Origin of the sequence: Actinomadura oligospora ATCC 43269 (genome assembly GCF_000518265.1) — a bacterium.
GTDB lineage: Bacteria > Actinomycetota > Actinomycetes > Streptosporangiales > Streptosporangiaceae > Spirillospora > Spirillospora oligospora.
Genome location: NZ_JADG01000004.1, coordinates 771,550 through 790,156 on the forward strand (window position 1 = coordinate 771,550; position 18,607 = coordinate 790,156).

The window sequence follows — 18,607 nt, forward strand, 5'->3', positions numbered from 1 at the left end:
ACCAGGACAGATCCCCCGAGGTTGGCAGATGTCCAACAGCTACCGATCCCACCGGCGCCGCAAGAAGGCCACCACCGGCAAGCTCGGGCTCGCGGGCGCGCTCACCGGCGCCCTCGGCATCGGCACGGTCGCGGCCGTGATCTTCGTGGTGCGCCCGGACACCTCCAACCCGCCCTCGATGGCCGGGACGGGCCGCGACACCTCGCAGAGCGGGCCGGTTCCCAGCGGCGTCGCGTCCAGTGGCCCCGCCCCCGCGTCCGCGCCCAAGGTAGGGCGTGAGCTCAGCTTCACCACGCCCGAGGGCTACGGCTACACCCTTGCCGCCATCCGCACGGGCACCGACAAGCGGCCCCTGTCGACCAGCCAACCGCCCAAGGACGGCGAGACGTACGCCTACGCGGACTACGTCCTGACCAACGACCAGCGCCGTCCCATACCGCTGGACTTCCCGGCCGACCTGTTCGTGCCGCGCGACTCGGTCCCCTCGTCCGCGCGCGAACGGTGCATGCCCCAGCCTGGCGTGCCCGAGGACATGTGCACCCTGCCGAACCACAGCGAGGTCACTGCCCGCATCGGCGACGCAAAGACGCCCTTCACCCAGGACGGCGACACCGTCCTGCCCGCAGGCGGCTCCTACATCGTGCGGGTCGCATCCGACCTATCCGTAAGCGCCAACGTCGCGTCCCGCGATCTGCGTCTCTACGTGTGGGACGTCCGATTCACCAGTGACCGCAAGGGCGTGCAGATCCCACTCCCCTAGCTCCTGCTGCTGAACCCGATGTTCTCGAAGGCGGGCTCCCAGAATCCGCACGCGCCCAGGTTGGCGAGCCCGGCCCTCACGGCGACGACCTGCGGACGCTGGTAGAGCGGCAAGACCGTCGCCTCCTGCCAGACCAGCCTGTCCGCCGCATTGATCAGCCTGCGCGCACGAGCCGTGTCCACCTCGGCTATGGCCCGGTCCATGGCCGAGTCGATCTCGGCCGATCCCACGCGCGCGTAGTTCTGCTGAATGTGCTCGCCCTGCGGACGAGCGAAGACCGACCGCAGCGGAGACAGCGGGAACGCCGTGCCCAGCCACGAGAACGGCACGATGTCGAAGTTCCCTGGCGTCACGTACTGGTCGAACAGGTCGTCTGTGGGGACGGGCACGATGTTCACACGCACGCCCACGCGCGCGAGGAGCGCGCGGGTCAACTCACCCTCGCGCCGACTGGCAGCCACCCCGGACGGCACAACAAAGCGCAACGCGAGCGTCCGGCCGTCCTTCATCCGGTACGCGCCGTGCCGGACCCAGCCCGCCTCGTCCAGGAGCCTCCCGGCGCGGTCCGGGTTGTAGCGGCCGAGTTCTCCCGAGTCATCCCGGTAACCGGCCTGCGTGTTGACGTAGAAGTGGTTCCCCAGCGGACGCGGCGGACGGCCCAGCCCAGCAAGGTCGGACCGGACGATCACGTCGCGGTCCACGGCCATGAACAGCGCGCGCCGCACCCGCACGTCGGACAGCACCGGCGACGCCGCGTTGAACGTCAGGTGCCGCCAGTCGGGCCCGCCCGCCCGGCGGATCCGCGCGCCCCGGACCTCGGCGGCGCGGCGCAGCCCGGCCGGGTCGGTGCCCACGTCCATGAGGTCCACCTCGCCGTTGGCGAACGCGCCGGGCATCGCGCCCGGGTCCAGCGCGCGGAAGACGATCCCGTCCAGTTTGGCGGGCCGTCCCCACCAGCCCGGATCCCGGACGAGCTCGACGGTCTTCGCGGTCTCGTCGATCCGGCGGACCCGGAACGGCCCGGCCGTCACCGGCACCCGGTTCACCCAGCCGTCGTTGAAGACGTGCGGGTTCCTGCTGGTGGCGGCCGGGTAGAGCGGGCTGAACAGGCTGCGCCAGTCGGCGTAGGGACGGTCGAAGGCGACCTTGACCTCCCGGTCGTCCGTACCTCGCTGGACCTTGGCGATCTCCTGGTAGCCGGTGACGGTCGCGACCTGGAAACGCGGGTCGCGTCCCGAGAGCGCCCGCGCCTGCGCGGCGAAGTCGGCGTATCCGATGGGTTTGCCGTTCGACCAGTGCGCGCGCGGGTTGATCCGGTAGGTGACGACCTGGCGCGGCTTCGTCGCCGTAACACGCGCCGACCGCAGGAACTCGGGCACGGGATGCGGGACGGCCTTCTCGTTCGCGCGCATGAGGAACGGCAAGATGCCCTGCAGGACGAGAGCCACCGTGCCCTTGCCGCCGTTCACGTGGTGAAAGTTGAACTGCGCGGGGAACTCGGGCAGCGGCCAACGCAACGTCCCACCGAAGCGGATGCGGTCGCGCGGCTGAGGGTTCACGTCGTAGGCGGGCGGCTGCCCGTCCCTTGTCGAGGCCATCGAGGACGAGAAGCCGGGTGCGCTGCACCCTGCCGCCGCACAGGCCGAGGCGACGACGAGCGCGGTCCACGGACGCACGATCATGCGCTGACGCCCAGCGCGTAATGGCAGGCGACCATCCGGTCCGGCTCCCCGGCGACGGCGCGGAACTCCGGATCCTCCTGGTCACAGAGCGTCCGCGACTCTTCGGACAGCACCAGGTAGCGAGGGCAGCGCTGCCGGAAGCGGCATCCGTTCTCCAGGCGCGGCGCGTCCGGCGGGACGTCCGGCAGCCGGACACGTCCGCGCTTGCGTTCCAGTACCGGGTCAGGAATCGGGACGGCGTCCAGGAGCGCGCACGTGTACGGATGCGCAGGCGCCTCGTAGACGTGCTCAACGTCGCCGATCTCCACAATGCGTCCCCGGTGCATGACGGCTATCCGGTCGGCGACGCGTCGCACAACCGCCAGGTCGTGCGCGACGAACAGGTACGCCAGCCCTAGCCGAGCCCTCAACTCCTCGAGCAGATCGATGATTCCGGCTTGGACGGACACGTCCAGTGAGGCGACGGGCTCGTCCAGCAGGATCAGGCTCGGCTCCAACGCGAGCGCACGAGCGATCGCCACGCGCTGCCTCTGGCCTCCTGAAAGACCGTGCGGATGACGGCCGGCGTGCGATGGCTCTAGGCCGACCAGCTTGAGCAGCTCCTGGACGCGATCGGGAATGTGCTCGGTGGGAAATCCATGGGTGCGGAGCGGTTCGGCGAGGATCGCCGAGACCCGCATCCTGGGATCGAGCGAGCTGAACGGATCCTGGAAAACGACCTGGACGTTGCGGCGCAGGGCCTTACGCCCTGCACCGTTGAGGTCGGCGGTGTCCTCACCGAGCACCTCGATCCGGCCGCCGTGCCGGGGGCGCGTCATGGCGAGGATCTCCATCAGGACGGTCGTCTTACCGCACCCCGACTCCCCGACCAGGCCAAGCGTCTCGCCTGCGCGAATGTCGAAGGTGACACCGTCCACCGCGCGCAGCGAGCCCGTGCCGCGTCCGAGAGGACTCCTGTGCTCGACGTGGAAGCGGTGGAGGTCCTTCACGTCTAGAACCGCCTCGCGGCTCGTACGTGCGCGCGTAGCGACGTCTGGGCCGTCCGGGGTGAACAGATCAGGGGCGGCGGTCAGCGGGAACACGGCATCGGAATCGCGCGTCGCAGGGGTGTTGACGCAGGCGGCGGCGTGTCCCGGACGGCCCACAGGCAGCAGCTGGGGCTCCTCGTCCTTGCAGGCCGTGCTGGCGATGGGACAGCGCGGTGTGAACGGGCAGCCGGGCGGAAGCGCGTTGAGCGGCGGTGGCGCGCCGTCGATCGGGACCGGACGGCCGCTCGTGCCGTCCAGCCGGGGCAGCGAACGCAGCAGCCCGATCGTGTACGGCATCCGGGGCCGCCGGTAGATGTCCTCGACCGGGCCGCTCTCCACCGCCCGTCCCGCGTACATCACCAGCACCCGGTCGGCGAACCCGGCGACCATGCCGAGGTCGTGGGTGATCATCAGGATCGCCGCGCCGGCCGCCTCTCCCGCCGTCCGCAGCACGTCCAGCACCTGCGCCTGGAGCGTCACGTCCAGCGCGGTCGTGGGCTCGTCGGCGACGATCGCGAGCGGATCGTTGGCGACCGCCATCGCGATCATGACCCGCTGACGCATGCCGCCGGAGAACTCGTGCGGGTGCGCGCGGGCGCGGCGCGCGGCGTCCGGGATGCCGACCAGGTCCAGCAGTTCCACCGCGCGCGCACGAGCGGCGGCCCGGGTCGCCCCCGAATGGATGCGGATCGCCTCGGCGATCTGGTCCCCTACCGCGTGCACTGGCGTGAGCGAGGAAAGTGGGTCCTGGAACACCATGGCCAGGTCCTTGCCACGGATTCGGGACATCTCGCCGTCCGAAAGGTCGAGCAGTTCGCGCCCGCGCAACCGCACCGACCCCGTGACCTTCGTCCGCTCCGGCAGCAACCCGAGGACGGCCAGCGCGACCGCCGTCTTGCCCGAGCCCGACTCGCCGACCACGCCGAGCACCTGGCCGCGCCCGACCGAGAGGCTCACCCCGCGGACGGCCCGGACGTCCGGCCGGTAGGTGACGCTGAGGTCCCGGACCTCCAGCACGTTCATCCCGATCCCATGCGGGTTCATCCGGCGCTCCCCTCCACTGCGGGCCGCCCGGCGCCGGCCCGCGTGCCGTCCGCCGCGTCCGGACGGCCGGACGGTCCGGGCGGCCCGGACGCCGACGGCTCGGGCGCGGCGGACACCGGGCTGAGCTGAGGGTCGAGCACGTCGCGCAGTCCGTCCGCGAGCAGGTTCACCGCCAGCACGATCAGCACCAGCAGCCCGGCGGCGAACCCGAAGAGCCACGGGAAGACCGTCGCGGAGCCGCGGCTCTCCGCGATCACCGTGCCGAGCGAGGTGTCCGGCGGGCGCACCCCGAATCCGAAGTAGGACAGCCCGGACTCGGCGAGGATCGCGACGCTCACGTTCACCGCCGCGTCCACCAGCAGCAGCGACGCCAGGTGCGGCAGGACGTGCCGGACGATCGTGCGGCACGCGCCGACGCCCAGGAACCGCGCCGCGAGGACCCACTCGCGCTCGCGCAGCGACACGGTCATGCCCCGCACCATCCGCGCCGTCACCATCCACAGGAACGCGGCGAGCAGCGCCACCAGCGCCTGCCAGCTGCCGCCCAACGCGGGCGACAGGACCGCCACGACCAGGAAGGACGGCAGGACGAGCAGCAGGTCCACGCCCCACATCAGCGCCCGGTCCGCCCAGCCGCCGAGATACCCGGCGACGGTCCCGACGACCGCGGCGAGGCCGGTCGACAGCACGGCGACCGACAGGCCGATGATGAGCGACTTCTGCATCCCGCGCAGGGTCAGCGCGAACACGTCTCGGCCGCTCTGCGTCGTGCCGAACCAGTGCTGCGCGGTCGGCGGGCTCAGGAACGCCGTGAAGTCGATGTCGTCCCAGCCCCACGGCGACACCAGGGGCCCCCCGAACGCGAGCAGGAACAGCAGAAGGAGCAGAACCGCCCCTGTGATCGCCCGTCCCCGTCCAGGACGCCCTCGCATCGCGCCCGTCACCTCATCCTCGTGCGCACGCGCGGGTCGAGGATCCCGTACAGCACGTCCGAGCACACCCCGGCGAGCAGGACGGTCACGGCGGCGAAGCAGGCCGTCGCGGCGACGACGTTGACGTCCCCGCGCGAGATCGAGTCCACGAGCCACTCGCCCATCCCGTGCCAGCCGAAGATCTTCTCGGTGAACATCGAGCCGAGCAGCAACATCCCGAACGTGTAGGAGAAGTACGTGGTCATCGGGATCAACGCGGTGCGCAGCCCGTGCCGCAGCAGCGCGGCCCGGCGGGTCAGGCCCTTCGCGCGCGCGGTCCGGACGAAGTCGGCGCCCAGCACGTCCAGCATCAGCCCGCGCTGGTAGCGCGCGTACAGGGCGGCCTGCCCGAACGCGATCGTGAGCGTCGGCAGCAGCAGGTGGCGCACCCGGTCGGCGAACGCGTCAAGGCCGCCGAACGTGCCGTCCCCCGCGCCCGGGGTGGACTCCCCGACCCACGCGAACAGCCGCGCGCCGGTCATCGCGTTCACCCTCTCGGCCGTGTACTGGAGCAGGACGGCCAGGACGAACACCGGCACCGACAGCAGCAGGTACGAACCGAAGGTGGCGGCCCGGTCGGGGAACCGGTCGCGGCGCATCGCCCCGAACGCTCCGAGCAGCACGCCGAGCACCCCGCCCAGCACCGCGCCGCCGAGCAGCAGCCGGAGGCTCACCCACGCGCGCCGCCACATCTCCCCGTTGACGGACTGGCCCTCCCACGTGTGCCCGAAGTCGCCGTGGAGGACGCCGTCCGCCCAGGTCAGGTAGCGACGCGGGAGCGGCGTGCGGTCGTTGAGGTTCAGCCGGGTCAGCTCGGTTTCCACGACCGACGCGGACGGACGGGGGCTGCGGTCCATGAGGTTCGCGCGCGGATTCAGCGCGCAGGCAGCGAGGACATAGGCGAGGCTCGCGGCCAGGACCACGAGAACCGCGTAGTTGGCCAGACGCCGTAGCAGAAAGCCCGCCATCCTCTCCTCTCCACACGCTAGGTGGTCACGGAATGCTACTTATTGCTCACGTCCTGCGCAGGGATTCCACGAAGAATTCGGCCCCCCGCTAACGCGCGCGCACGAGCCACCCCCCGCGCATGTGCGCGGGGCTGCATGGGGAAGGCGCACGGGGCCCTGTTGGGCATCGTGCGCCTTCGGGGGGTCGTCCGCCTGGCGGGTCAGGCGAGGGCGGGCTTGGGCTCGCGAGTGGGGGTGGGGACCGCGCGGCCGCGGTTGCGGAGGCCGCCGAGGGCCAGCAGGAGCAGGCCGCCGAGGGCCCAGGAGGCCAGCACCGCGAGCGAGGCCGTGATCCGCGCGCCGTCGAAGAAGGCCGTCGCGCGGATCAGCGTGGCGGCGGCGCCGGGCGGGAGGTACTGGCCGATCTCGCCCCACGGACGGGGCAGCATCTCGGGGGCGGAGGTCGCGGCCGAGAGCGGGTTGCCGATCAGCAGCAGGGTCAGTCCGCCGAGCCCGAGCCCGGGACGGCCGAGGACCGCGGCCAGGCCGGCGACCGTGGCGGCGCACGCCAGGATCGACAGGCCCGTCACACCGGCGATCTCCAGGTATGAGCCGGGCAGCAGGGAGAGCCCGTATCGGGCGAGCCACGCGGTCCCGAGCCCACCGGCGATCGCGAACAGCAGCACCCCGGCGAACCGCCACCGGACGGACCGGACGACCAGGGTGAGCAGGACGGCCCCGGCGATCGAGGACATGACCAGCGGCAGGACCATCGCGCCGAACCCGGCGCCGCGCGGGTCGTCGGACGCGGCGGGCACCACGTCCTGGACGGCGGGCGCCGCGTGACCCGCGTCGGCGGCGCGGCCGGGCGCGGGGAGCAGCGCGGCCATCTGGCCGAGCTGCTGCGCGACCATCGGCGACGCGGCGGACGCCACCAGCACGCGGGGGCCGGCCGGCGTGACCACGATCGCGCCGTAGGCGTCCCGGCCGGTGAGGGCCCGGCGGGCGGACGCCTCGTCCGGGCGGATCTTCAGGTCGAACATGCCGGGCCGCTCGTGGCCGAGCGTCGCGGCGACCCTGTCCGCGCCGGGCCCGGCGACGACGATCGGCACCTCGCGCGGCGCGACCTTCGCGGACGGCCAGGCGAAGGCCGTGATCATCACCAGCTGGAGCAGCGCCGCGCCGAGCGCGATCGCCAGGGCACGGCGGGCGGCGCCCGTGGAGCGTGCGGTGCTCGCGGAGTGCGCCGGGCCCGAGGGGGGAGTTGTCGTCATGACCGCCTCCAAGAAAAGCGGACGTTCGTTCTCTTTAGGTTCCCCGTTACCGTCCCACCGCCCCGTCGACTTGTCAAGAACGAACGTTCGTTTTAGTTTGGGGGCATGCCCCGAGTCAGCGAAGAGCACCTGGAACGCCGCCGCCGCCAGATCATCGACGCGGCCCGCGCCTGCTTCATCCGCAACGGCCTGTACGAGACGTCGATGCAGGACATCTTCGCCGAGGCGAACCTGTCGGCCGGGGCCGTCTACCGGTACTTCAAGAGCAAGAGCGAGATCGTGGACGAGATCGTCGCGGAGGGCGGCGGCGAACTGCAGAAGGTGCTGTCCGCCCTGGTGGACACCGATCCGCTGCCCGACCCCGACCGGCTCTGCCTGGCGATGTGCGAGCGGATCATCGAGCTCGCGCGCGGCAACGGGCCCGCCCGGCTCGCCATCCAGGCGTGGGCGATGGCCGCCCACGACGGGCGGATCGGCGCCAAGGTGCGGCAGACCATGCTGACCTCGCGCGACCACTGGGTGACCTACGTCCGGCGGCTCGCCGAGGCCGGGCGGCTGCCCGCCGACATCGACGCCGACGCGGCCGGCCGGGTGCTGTTCGGCCTGTTCCCGGGATTCATCCTGCAGCACCTGCTGCTCGGCGACGCGACGCCCGAGGAGTTCGCGGCGGGCGTCCGGTCACTGTTCCCCGTCACCGCCTTCACCGGCGCCCCCACCACGGCCGCGGTGACCGCCGCGACCGCCTGAGCAACCCCGTGATCAGCGGCCCAGGGGACGCCGACCCGCCCCCTGCTCTCGCCCGCGCGCGACAAAAGCGCTAGAAAACTCCTCACACGCCCAACCTCGTCCATCACCGGACGAGGTGGGATGGCATGGCCATCACCTCAGCGTTTTAACATTTCATTACCTGGGGCGTGGGAGAGGCAGTGGCAGGGTGAGGATCGGCCGGAGCACCGGAGTGGCGGCGCCGATGGCGGGCGCGGCGGTGGCCGTGCTGCTCGTCGTGACCTCCCTCGTGCTCGGCTTCTGGCTGCCGGACGACCGGCGGATGGTGTGGTGGCACCCGGAGGTGTTCGTCGCGCTGTCCTGGACGCCGGTCGGGGCGCTGCTCACCGGGCACCGCGCCGGACGGCGGGTCGGGCTCCTGATGCTCGGGGCCGGCGTCAGCGCGGCGGTCTACGTCCTGTCGCTGAACCTCGCGCCGTTCGCCCAGCTGCACCACTGGTCCGGAGCCTGGCTGCCGGTCTGGCTGAGCCACTGGCTGTGGGCGGTCGACACCTACGCGCTCACCCTCGGCCTGCCCCTGCTGTTCCCGGACGGACGGCTCGTGTCCACGAGGTTCCGCGCGATCCTGGTGCTGGCCTGCCTGATTCCGGTCGTCGTGGCCGTCCACCTGACGATCGACCCGGACGCGCGCCGGTTCCACGGCGGCGTCTCGGTCTACCCGCTGCAGTCGATCCCGCCCGTGATCGCCATGCTGATCGTGACGACCCTGGCCCTGTCGCTCATGTCGCTGGCGGTCCGGTTCCGGCGGGCCGCGCCGGACGTGCGGCGGCAGATCGCCTGGGTCGTCTACCCCGGCATCGTCGCCGAGGCGATCATCTTCCTCGGCGAGAGCGCCCGCATCGGGGACGTCATCCGGGACGCCGCGATCGTGACCATCCCGGTCTCCGTCGCCATCGCGATCACCCGGTACCGGCTGTACGACATCGACGTCGTGATCAACCGGACCCTGGTGTACGCGGGACTGGTCGGCGTGATCACCGGCGTGTACTTCACGCTCGTCGGCACGGTCAGCCTGTTCATGTCCGGCCGCGGCGGGATGGCGGGCCTGGCGGGCGCGGTCGCGGCGGGCGTGGTGTTCGAGCCCACCCGGCGGAGGCTGCAGCGCGGCGTGGACCGGATGCTGCACCGCGAACGCGACCCCTACCGGCTCGCCGACCGGCTGCAACGGCGGCTGCAGACCGCGTCGGACCCGTCGGCGGCGCTCGCGACGGCCGCCTCGGTCGTCCGGGAGGCGCTGCACGCGTCCGGCGTCGCGATCGAGGTGCTGGACCGGGACGGCAACCTCGCGGCGCTGGTCGAGGACGGCCCCCCGGCCGAGCGCTCGCAGCGGGTCCCGCTGGTCTGGCACGGCGAGCCGGTCGGCCGGATGATCTTCAGTGGTGTCCGCGCCCCGGACGCCCGGCTCGCCGGGATCCTCGCCCGTAACCTCGCCGAGCTCGCCAACGCCGCCCGGCTCGCGATGGACGTCCAGCGCTCGCGCGAGCGGATTCTGCGCACGCGCGAGGAGGAGCGGCGGCGGCTCCGCCGCGACCTGCACGACGGGCTCGGCCCGACCCTGGCCAGCCTCGCCATGACCGTGGACGCCGCACGGATCACGATGCGCAGCGACCCGGAGGCCGCCGACGGGATGCTGGAGCGGCTGCGCAGCACGATGGGCCGGACGATCGGCGAACTGCGGGACCTGGTCTACGGGCTGCGTCCTCCCGCGCTGGACGATCTCGGCCTCGCCGGGGCGATCAGGGCGCTCGGCGGCGTGGTCGGCAGCGGCGGGCACGGCCCCCGGGTGGACGTGGAGGTCGAGGGCGACCTCGCCGCGCTTCCGGCGGCGGCCGAGGTCGCGGCGTACCGGATCGTCCAGGAGGCGCTGACCAACGTGTACCGGCACGCGCGCGCCGGGCACGCGCTCGTCCGGCTGGACCTGAGCGGCGATCTGGACGTGACCGTCCGGGACGACGGGGTGGGGCTGCCGAAGGACGTCCGGGCCGGGGTCGGGCTGTCGTCGATGCGGGAACGGGCCGCCGAGCTGGGCGGATCCTGCACGGTCAGCCGCCGTCCGGAGGGCGGGACGCTCGTCCGGGCCCGGCTGCCCTTGTCCGGCGCGCCGCCGGGTCCCTCCCCCGGTGGCCCACCGCCCGAGGCGGACGGCCTCCCGGGGCCTCATGAGAACGGACGGCTCGCCCCAGGCGGCGTCACGCGGGCCCACGCACCCGCCGAGCGCCGCTGATCAGGACTGCCGGAAGACATGATGAGGGCCGGTGACCGCCCCCCGCCAAGAAGGTCGCCACCGGCCCTCGAACACCGCTGCGGTTCCGAGGCTCCCATCCCGGCCCGCGCGGCCTGCACCTTGAGGTGTGCTCGCCACCCGAGGTGTGCACCCAGAAAGTAGGCGACGGAGAGGCCCTGACGTCAGGGACGGGAGTCCCGAGTCACCCGGGACGAAAAATAGTCACATTTGACTACAGCCAACCGGGCCGAATCTCCCCCTCGGCCACCAGGACGGCCGGACCGGCGAGAAAGCTGGTCCCGGCCTCCAGGGACACCGTAACCCGGCCGCCGGGGACGTCCACGGTCCACTCCCCGACGGGCAGGTCCGAGGGGTCGGAGGGGGCGGATCCGCCGAGCGCTGCGGCCACGGCGACGGCCACCGTGCCGGTGCCGCACGAGCGGGTCTCACCCGAACCGCGTTCGTAGACTCGCATCTCGACGTGACGTTCGCCCAAAAGTCGGAAGAATTCGACATTCACGCCCTCGGGGAACACGGCCGGGTCGAAGCCGGGCGCGTGGCACAGGTCGAGCTCCGCGAGCGGACGGTCCACCGGGCAGGCCAGGTGCGGGTTGCCCATGGACACCCGGACGCCGCGGAACGTCTCGCCCGCCAGGGTCGCCTCGGCCTCGCCGAGGTAGGCAGGCCGGTTCATCTCGACCCGGACGTCCCCGGACGTCCCGACCGTGACCCGGCGCAGCCCGGCGCGGGTCGCGATGTCCCACTCGCCCGGTTCGGCGAGCCCGGAGTCCACGAGGTGGCGCGCGAACACCCGGACGCCGTTCCCGCACATCTCGGCGATGCTGCCGTCGGCGTTGCGGTAGTCCATGAACCACTCGGCGGGCAGGCCCTCGACGGCGGGCTCCCCGGCGACCTTGGTACGGACGACCCGCAGGACCCCGTCCGCGCCGATCCCCGCGTGCCGGTCGCACAGGCGGGCGGCCGCCTCGGCGGTCAGGTCAAGAGCCCCGTCCGGGTCGGGAAGGATGACGAAGTCGTTCTCGGTGCCGTGGCCCTTGATGAAACGCATGCATTCGATCGTATTACCCCGCCGGAGCGGTCCCTCAGAGCTGCCCGAGCGCGCGTTCCACGAGGTCGGGGGCGTCGTAGGGCAGCCAGACGACGCGCGGGTCGCGGCGGAACCAGGACTCCTGGCGGCGCGCGAACCGGCGGGTCGCCCGGATCGTCTCCTCCCTGGCCTCCTCCTCGGTCCACTCCCCGGCCAGGAACCGCAGGACCTGGGCGTATCCGAGGGCGCGGCCGGCGGTCAGGCCGTCCCGCAGGCCCTGCTTCTCCAGGGCGCGGACCTCGTCCACGAGCCCCGCCTCCCACATGCGCGCGACGCGCAGCGCGATCCGCTCGTCCAGCTCGGGACGCGGGACCTCGATGCCGATCTGCACGACCGAGCGGTACCGGTAGCGGTGCTCGGGCAGGGTCGCGGTGAAGGCCCGTCCGGTGATCTCGATGACCTCCAGGGCCCGGACGATCCGCCGTCCGTTACTGGGCAGGATCGCGTCCGCCGCCTTGGGGTCGAGCTCGCGCAGGCGCGCGTGGAGCGCCCCGGAACCGACCTCGGCCAGCTCGTCCTCCAAGCGGGCCCGGACGGACGGGTCGGTGCCGGGGAACTCCATCTCGTCCAGCGCCGCGCGCACGTACAGGCCGGACCCGCCGACCAGCACCGGCACCCGCCCGCGCCCGCGCACCTCCGCGAACACCTCGTCGCTGAGCCGCTGGAACTCGGCGACGCTCGCGGTGACCGTGACGTCCCAGATGTCGAGCAGGTGGTGGGGGACGCCGCGCATCTCGTCCGCCGACAGCTTCGCGGTGCCGACGTCCATGCCCCGGTAGAACTGCATGGAGTCGGCGTTCACCGCCTCGCCGGGCAGCCGCAGCGCCAGTTCGACGGCCAGATCGGACTTCCCGGCGGCGGTCGGGCCGACCACGGCGATCACGTCAGGAGAGCTCACGGGCTTAATTCTGGCAACCCCCTGGGTATGGATCGGACTGTGCGGGTACCACGGGCCGCCGCCCACCGCGTGGCGGCCGCGACGCCCGGCGACCTCGGGGAGGGTTCACATGTCGTTCGTCGACAAGCTGAAGGAATGGCTCGGCCAGAACACCGACAAGGCCAGGGGCGGCGTGGAGAAGGCCGGGGACATGATCGACAAGAAGACCGGCGGCAAGCACGCCGACAAGGTCGACAAGGCCCAGGACAAGGCGGGCCAGTACATCGACAAGCAGGGGCAGCAGGGGCAGGGACCGCCCCAGGGCGGCGCGCAGGGCGGCCAGGGCGGTCAGGGCGACCAATCCGGGTCCTGAGGCGCCCGCAGCTCCTCGATGCGGCCCAGGAACGTCTCAGGGCGTCCCGGTGAGCCTGGGACGCCCCTGACGCATGTCTCGGACGAGGAGCGCGCCTACGGGCAGGTGGAGCAGCCCGTGGACGCCTGGGCCGGAGCCGCGGGCCGCCCGATGGACGGCATGCCCAGCGTGACGCCCTTGGCGCCCTCGGGCCGGGCCTGACGGGCCTCCCAGGCGTCGCCCGCGCGCGTGCGGCGCACGGAGAACGACCTGTCGGCCACCAGGTGGTGCGGCGCGGCGTAGGTGACCTCGACGGTCACCATGTCCCCCGGCCGGACGGCCTCGTCCGGCACGGCGAAGTGGACGAGCCGGTTGTCGGCGGCGCGGCCGGACAGCCGCCGGGTCGCGTCGTCCTTGCGGCCCTCGCCCTCGGCGACCAGGACCTCCAGGGTGCGGCCGAGCTGCTTCTTGTTCTCCGCCCAGGAGATCTCCTCCTGGAGCGCGACCAGCCGCTCGTACCGCTCCTGGACGACCTCCTTGGGGATCTGGCCGTCCATGGTCGCGGCCGGGGTGCCGGGCCGCTTGGAGTACTGGAAGGTGAACGCCGAGGCGAACCGGGCCTCGCGGACGACGTGCAGGGTCTGCTCGAAGTCCTCCTCGGTCTCGCCGGGGAAGCCCACGATGATGTCGGTGGTGATCGCCGCCTCCGGCATCGCCGCCCGGACCTTCTCGATGATCCCGAGGAAGCGCTCCTGCCGGTAGGACCGGCGCATCGCCTTCAGCACGGCGTCCGAGCCGGACTGGAGCGGCATGTGCAGGGACGGCACGACGTTCGGCGTCTCGGCCATGGCCGCGATCACGTCGTCGGTGAAGTCCTTCGGGTGGGGGGAGGTGAAGCGGACGCGCTCCAGGCCCTCGATCCCCCCGCACGCGCGCAGGAGGCCCGCGAAGGCGCTCTGCCCGCCCTCGGTCATCGCCTTGACCTCGTCCGGGGCGGACCCGAGCGAGCCGAACCCCGAGCCGTAGGCGTTGACGTTCTGCCCGAGGAGGGTGACCTCGGTGACGCCCTCGGCGACCAGCGCCTCGATCTCGGCGAGGATCTCGCCGGGACGCCGGTCCTTCTCCTTGCCGCGCAGGGAGGGGACGATGCAGAAGGTGCAGGTGTTGTTGCACCCGACCGAGATCGACACCCACGCCGCGTAGGGGGACTCGCGCCGGGTCGGCAGGGTCGAGGGGAAGGTCACCAGGGACTCCTCGATCTCGACCTGCGCCTCCTCCTGGACCCGGGACCGCTCGAGCAGCACCGGCAGGGCGCCCAGGTTGTGGGTGCCGAACACCACGTCCACCCAGGGGGCGCGCTTGACGATGGTGTCCCGGTCCTTCTGGGCGAGGCAACCGCCGACCGCGATCTGCATGCCCGGATGGGCGTCCTTGACCGGGCGCAGGTGGCCGAGGTTGCCGTACAGGCGGTTGTCGGCGTTCTCCCGGACGGCACAGGTGTTGAACACCACGACGTCGGGCTCCGAGCCGTCCGCGCGGACGTATCCGGCGTCCTCCAGGAGACCGGACAGGCGCTCGGAGTCGTGGACGTTCATCTGGCACCCATAGGTACGGATCTCGTACGTACGGGGACCGCTCTCAATAGGCGCACTCATGACGGTCCAAGGGTAATAGGCCGCGCGGGGCGCCCGGCGCGTCCCGACTCGATCACCATCCGGTTACCGGCCGGTCACATTACTGCCGACACACCAGGCCCCACCAGCCTCGACGAACAGCCTGAGAACCCGTCATCCACGCGGTTACGTGGGCATTCGTGACCGGATCGGTACCGCCCGCGTGCTTCCCCGTCGATAAGCATCACGTAAAGTCCGGGCTCATGGTGGACATCGGCAAGGGAGCTGGTGACAAGGGGACCTCTGACAACCCGCCCCTCGTCGTGCTCGAGAACGTCAACAAGCACTTCGGTGAACTGCACGTCCTGAAGGACATCAATCTCACCATCGACCAGGGTGAGGTCGTCGTCATCATCGGCCCGTCCGGAGGCGGGAAATCGACCCTCTGCCGGTCGATCAACCGGCTCGAGCCGATCGACGGCGGGACGATCCTCATCGACGGGAAGAAGCTCCCGGAGGAGGGCCGCGACCTCGCGCGGCTGCGCGCCGACGTCGGCATGGTCTTCCAGTCCTTCAACCTCTTCGCCCACAAGACGATCCTGGAGAACGTCACGCTCGGGCCGATGAAGGTCCGCAAGGTGGGCAAGGCCGAGGCCGAGAAGCACGCGATGGAGCTGCTGGAGCGGGTCGGCATCGGCACCCAGGCCGGCAAGTACCCGGCGCAGCTGTCCGGCGGTCAGCAGCAGCGCGCGGCGATCGCCCGCGCCCTGGCGATGAAGCCGAAGGTGATGCTGTTCGACGAGCCGACCTCCGCGCTGGACCCCGAGATGGTCAAGGAGGTCCTGGACGTCATGACCGACCTCGCGCACGAGGGCATGACCATGATCGTGGTGACCCACGAGATGGGCTTCGCCCGCCGCGCCGCGCAGAAGGTCGTGTTCATGGCCGAGGGGCAGATCGTCGAGGAGAGCACCCCCGACGAGTTCTTCACCAACGCGCGCACCGACCGCGCCAGGGACTTCCTGTCCAAGATCCTCACGCACTGAGTCCGCACGTGCCGAGGATCAGCACGCACTGACGCACCGATCCGCTCCCGCCGGTCCGCTCCGCGCGACCGGCCACAAGCACACACCGACACGACGTAGCAAGATCCGCGTACAAGATCCGCGTACCGGAACGACGCGCCGCCGGCGCTTCCCCTTGGGCTTATCCAAAGGCACAGGCGGGGACGCATCGAAAAAGAGGCGCGACAGAGTATGAGTTGCGGGCCTTCCGCACCGGGCAACGCATGAAAGAAGAGGGACGACAAATGCGAGCACGTCAGATCGTGGCCGCCCTGGCCGCCGCCTCCCTGGCTCTCACCATGAGCGCCTGCGGCAGCGACTCCTCCAAGAAGAAGGCCGAGTCGACGAGCGTCGCGGACAAGGCCAAGAACGACAAGAAGCTGGTCATCGGCGTCAAGTACGACCAGCCCTCGCTCGGCCTGAAGAAGCCGGACGGCTCCATCGACGGCTTCGACGTCTCGGTCGCCAAGTACATCGCGCAGCAGCTCGGTGTGCCGGAGAGCGGGATCACCTTCAAGGAGGCCCGGTCGGAGAACCGCGAGACCTTCCTGCAGACCGGTCAGGTGGACCTGGTCGTCGCGACCTACTCCATCACCGACTCCCGCAAGCCCAAGGTGACCTTCGGCGGCCCCTACTACGTGGCCCACCAGGACACCATGGTCAAGGCCGACAACACCAGCATCAAGAAGGCCGCCGACCTCAAGGGCAAGAAGATCTGCAAGGCGGCGGGCTCCAACTCCTGGAAGCGCGTCGTGCAGGGCCCGCCGGACGGCAAGCTGAACATCCAGGCCACCACCGTGGACGCCACGGGCTACGCCGACTGCGTCGCCAAGCTGGCCGCGGGCGCGGTGGACGCGGTCTCCACCGACGACCTGATCCTGGCCGGGTTCGCCGCCCAGCAGCCGGGCAAGTTCAAGGTGATCAACGACCCCTTCACCGACGAGAAGTACGGCGTCGGCGTCAAGAAGGGCGACACCAAGGGCTGCGAGGCGGTCAACGCCGCCATCACCAAGATGTACTCCGACGGCACCGCCAAGACGCTGCTGGAGAAGTACTTCAACGGCACCGGCCTGAAGCCGACCACGACCGTTCCGCAGTTCGAGGGCTGCGCCTGACCGTCTGACGCCGCCGGCCGCGCCGCGCCCCCTGCCGAGGGGGCGTCGGCGCGGCCTCCTACAGGTGGGAATCCATGGGCCAACTCTTCGACTTCACCGAGGTCTTCAACAACCTCGACAAGATCGCCATCAGCTTCTGGGCGACGATCCGGCTGGCCGCCGTGACGGCGGTCCTGTCCATGATCCTCGGCACGGTGTGGGCGAGCTTCCGGGTGTCCCCGACACCGGTGCTGCGGGGCGTCGGCACCTTCGTGGTGAACCTGCTGCGCAACACCCCCCTCACCCTGCTCGCGGCGTTCTGCATCTCCGCGCTGAGCGACATCCTGAAGTTCCACTTCTCCGAGACGCCGTCCGTCAACGGCTACTGGTGGGCGGTGACCGCGCTGTCGGTCTACACCTCGGCGTTCGTCGCCGAGGCGCTGCGGGCCGGCATCAACACCGTCCCGCTCGGCCAGGCCGAGGCGGCGCGCTCGATCGGGCTGACCTTCACCCAGTCGCTGCGCATGATCATCCTCCCGCAGGCGTTCCGGTCGGTGATCGGGCCGCTCGGCAGCGTGCTGATCGCCATGATCAAGAACACCACGATCGTGGGCGCGGTCGCCTACGGCGTCGAGGCCGCCTCGGAGATGAAGGCGCTGTTCTTCGACCTGGGCGCGACGCTGCCGATGTTCATCGGCTTCGCCGTCGGCTACCTGGTCCTGACCCTCCCGGCCGGATTCTTCTTCGGCTGGCTGTCCAAGCGAATGGCGGTGGCGCGATGAGCCGCGACGAGGCGACCGTCCTGTTCGACGCGCCCGGGCCGCGCGCCCGGCGGCGCAACCTGACCCTGACCCTGGTCTCCGCGCTGGTGATCCTCGGGCTCATCGCGTGGATCATCTACGACCTTGCCGACAAGGGGCAGTTCGCCGGCGAGCTGTGGAAGCCGTTCACCCAGTGGGACGTCTGGCGCACCTACTTCATCCAGGGCACGATCAACACGCTGAAGGCGGCGGCGGTCGGCGCCGTCCTCGCGCTGCTGTTCGGCGCGGTGTTCGGCCTGGCGCGGCTGTCGGACCACTGGTGGATCCGCGTCCCGGCGGGGGCGGTCGTGGAGTTCTTCCGCGCCATGCCGCTGCTGATCCTGATCTTCCTGGCGTTCTTCGTGCCGGCCACGGTCAGCCCGATCATCGCCGACGGCCCGCTCGGCAACTTCCAGCGCGTCATGGTCGAGAACGTCTTCTCGATCTTCGGCGTGACGATCAACAACGGCACGGTGACCGTCCCCGCGTTCGCCGCCGTGGTCTTCGGCCTCACCCTGTACAACGGCTCGGTGCTCGCCGAGGTCGTCCGGGCGGGCGTGCAGTCGATCCCGCGCGGGCAGGGCGAGGCGGCGTTCGCGCTCGGCATGCGGAAGAACGCCGTGATGCGGCTGGTGCTGCTGCCGCAGGCCGTCACCGCGATGCTCCCCGCGATCGTCAGCCAGCTGGTGGTCCTGCTGAAGGACACCTCGCTCGGCTACATCATCGGCTACGAGGACCTCACGTCCTACGGGTTCAAGATCGAGCCGGCGAACTTCCACAACCTGCTGCAGGCCGCGGTCGTCTGCGCGGCCATCTACATCACGATCAACCTCATCGTGAGCCGGATCGCGACGTGGCTGGAGGCGCGCAGCCGCCGCAGCCGCAAGTCGATCACGACGATGAGCGCCGGGGCCAGCCTCCCGGCCGCGGGCATGGCCTCCAGCGGCGCGGACGCCGCCTGACGGTCGTCCGGCCCTGCCTTC

Annotated in this window: 16 protein-coding genes; 8 read left to right on the forward strand and 8 right to left on the reverse strand. The window is 71.2% G+C overall.

Annotated elements, in window-relative coordinates:
• Positions 1 to 28: 28 nt before the first annotated feature.
• Complete coding sequence (locus tag P696_RS0108095; RefSeq protein ID WP_026411943.1) at positions 29 to 760, forward strand: hypothetical protein; 732 nt, start codon at positions 29 to 31, stop codon at positions 758 to 760.
• Here the strand turns inward: P696_RS0108095 and P696_RS0108100 are convergent.
• The 5 genes from P696_RS0108100 to P696_RS55710 all read right to left on the reverse strand — a co-directional run bounded on the left by P696_RS0108100 (position 757) and on the right by P696_RS55710 (position 7,706).
• Positions 757 to 2,442 carry an ABC transporter family substrate-binding protein gene (locus tag P696_RS0108100; RefSeq protein WP_026411944.1) on the reverse strand — a complete coding sequence of 562 codons (1,686 nt, stop codon included), beginning with the start codon at positions 2,440 to 2,442 and terminating at the stop codon, positions 757 to 759. The genes P696_RS0108095 and P696_RS0108100 overlap by 4 nt on opposite strands.
• Positions 2,439 to 4,514 (reverse strand): dipeptide ABC transporter ATP-binding protein, encoded by a 2,076-nt coding sequence (locus P696_RS44050; RefSeq protein WP_245627553.1) that lies wholly within the window; start codon positions 4,512 to 4,514, stop codon positions 2,439 to 2,441. The genes P696_RS0108100 and P696_RS44050 overlap by 4 nt, the downstream gene beginning before the upstream one ends.
• Positions 4,511 to 5,446 carry an ABC transporter permease gene (locus P696_RS44055; RefSeq protein ID WP_084337096.1) on the reverse strand — a complete coding sequence of 312 codons (936 nt, stop codon included), beginning with the start codon at positions 5,444 to 5,446 and terminating at the stop codon, positions 4,511 to 4,513. The genes P696_RS44050 and P696_RS44055 overlap by 4 nt, the downstream gene beginning before the upstream one ends.
• 8 nt (positions 5,447 to 5,454) lie before the next feature.
• Entirely contained in the window at positions 5,455 to 6,453 is a 999-nt protein-coding gene (locus P696_RS0108115) for an ABC transporter permease (RefSeq protein ID WP_026411945.1), read from the reverse strand.
• Between the two features lie 200 nt (positions 6,454 to 6,653).
• Entirely contained in the window at positions 6,654 to 7,706 is a 1,053-nt protein-coding gene (locus P696_RS55710; protein ID WP_245627554.1) for a hypothetical protein, read from the reverse strand.
• A 105-nt stretch (positions 7,707 to 7,811) separates the two neighbouring features.
• Here P696_RS55710 and P696_RS0108125 point away from each other — a divergent pair, with 105 nt between their 5' ends.
• Positions 7,812 to 8,453, forward strand: a complete 642-nt coding sequence (locus P696_RS0108125) for a TetR/AcrR family transcriptional regulator (RefSeq protein ID WP_026411947.1) — start codon at positions 7,812 to 7,814, stop codon at positions 8,451 to 8,453.
• 187 nt (positions 8,454 to 8,640) lie between these two features.
• The gene (locus P696_RS44060; RefSeq protein WP_245627555.1) at positions 8,641 to 10,716 is read left to right on the forward strand and encodes a sensor histidine kinase; all 2,076 of its coding nucleotides are present in this window, start codon (positions 8,641 to 8,643) and stop codon (positions 10,714 to 10,716) included.
• A gap of 232 nt (positions 10,717 to 10,948) precedes the next feature.
• Here P696_RS44060 and dapF read toward each other — a convergent pair whose 3' ends face one another.
• Together dapF and miaA are read right to left on the reverse strand one after the other, a co-directional pair.
• The gene (dapF, locus tag P696_RS0108135; RefSeq protein WP_026411948.1) at positions 10,949 to 11,785 is read right to left on the reverse strand and encodes a diaminopimelate epimerase; all 837 of its coding nucleotides are present in this window, start codon (positions 11,783 to 11,785) and stop codon (positions 10,949 to 10,951) included.
• 34 nt (positions 11,786 to 11,819) lie between these two features.
• Positions 11,820 to 12,707: a tRNA (adenosine(37)-N6)-dimethylallyltransferase MiaA gene (miaA, locus tag P696_RS0108140; RefSeq protein ID WP_026411949.1), complete on the reverse strand. Its 888-nt coding sequence runs from the start codon at positions 12,705 to 12,707 to the stop codon at positions 11,820 to 11,822.
• Between the two features lie 124 nt (positions 12,708 to 12,831).
• Here miaA and P696_RS0108145 point away from each other — a divergent pair, with 124 nt between their 5' ends.
• Positions 12,832 to 13,074 carry an antitoxin gene (locus P696_RS0108145; protein ID WP_026411950.1) on the forward strand — a complete coding sequence of 81 codons (243 nt, stop codon included), beginning with the start codon at positions 12,832 to 12,834 and terminating at the stop codon, positions 13,072 to 13,074.
• A gap of 95 nt (positions 13,075 to 13,169) precedes the next feature.
• Here the strand turns inward: P696_RS0108145 and miaB are convergent, their stop codons facing one another.
• Positions 13,170 to 14,708 carry a tRNA (N6-isopentenyl adenosine(37)-C2)-methylthiotransferase MiaB gene (miaB, locus tag P696_RS0108150; protein WP_034483445.1) on the reverse strand — a complete coding sequence of 513 codons (1,539 nt, stop codon included), beginning with the start codon at positions 14,706 to 14,708 and terminating at the stop codon, positions 13,170 to 13,172.
• A 221-nt stretch (positions 14,709 to 14,929) separates the two neighbouring features.
• Here miaB and P696_RS0108155 point away from each other — a divergent pair, with 221 nt between their 5' ends.
• The 4 genes from P696_RS0108155 (at position 14,930) to P696_RS44065 (ending at position 18,586) form a co-directional block, all read left to right on the forward strand.
• On the forward strand, positions 14,930 to 15,712 hold the full coding sequence (locus P696_RS0108155) for an amino acid ABC transporter ATP-binding protein (protein WP_170026345.1): 783 nt from the start codon (positions 14,930 to 14,932) through the stop codon (positions 15,710 to 15,712).
• 263 nt (positions 15,713 to 15,975) lie between these two features.
• Entirely contained in the window at positions 15,976 to 16,845 is an 870-nt protein-coding gene (locus tag P696_RS0108160) for a glutamate ABC transporter substrate-binding protein (protein ID WP_026411953.1), read from the forward strand.
• Between the two features lie 74 nt (positions 16,846 to 16,919).
• Positions 16,920 to 17,606 (forward strand): amino acid ABC transporter permease, encoded by a 687-nt coding sequence (locus P696_RS0108165; RefSeq protein ID WP_026411954.1) that lies wholly within the window; start codon positions 16,920 to 16,922, stop codon positions 17,604 to 17,606.
• Complete coding sequence (locus tag P696_RS44065; RefSeq protein WP_034483448.1) at positions 17,603 to 18,586, forward strand: amino acid ABC transporter permease; 984 nt, start codon at positions 17,603 to 17,605, stop codon at positions 18,584 to 18,586. The genes P696_RS0108165 and P696_RS44065 overlap by 4 nt, the downstream gene beginning before the upstream one ends.
• Positions 18,587 to 18,607: the final 21 nt, after the last annotated feature.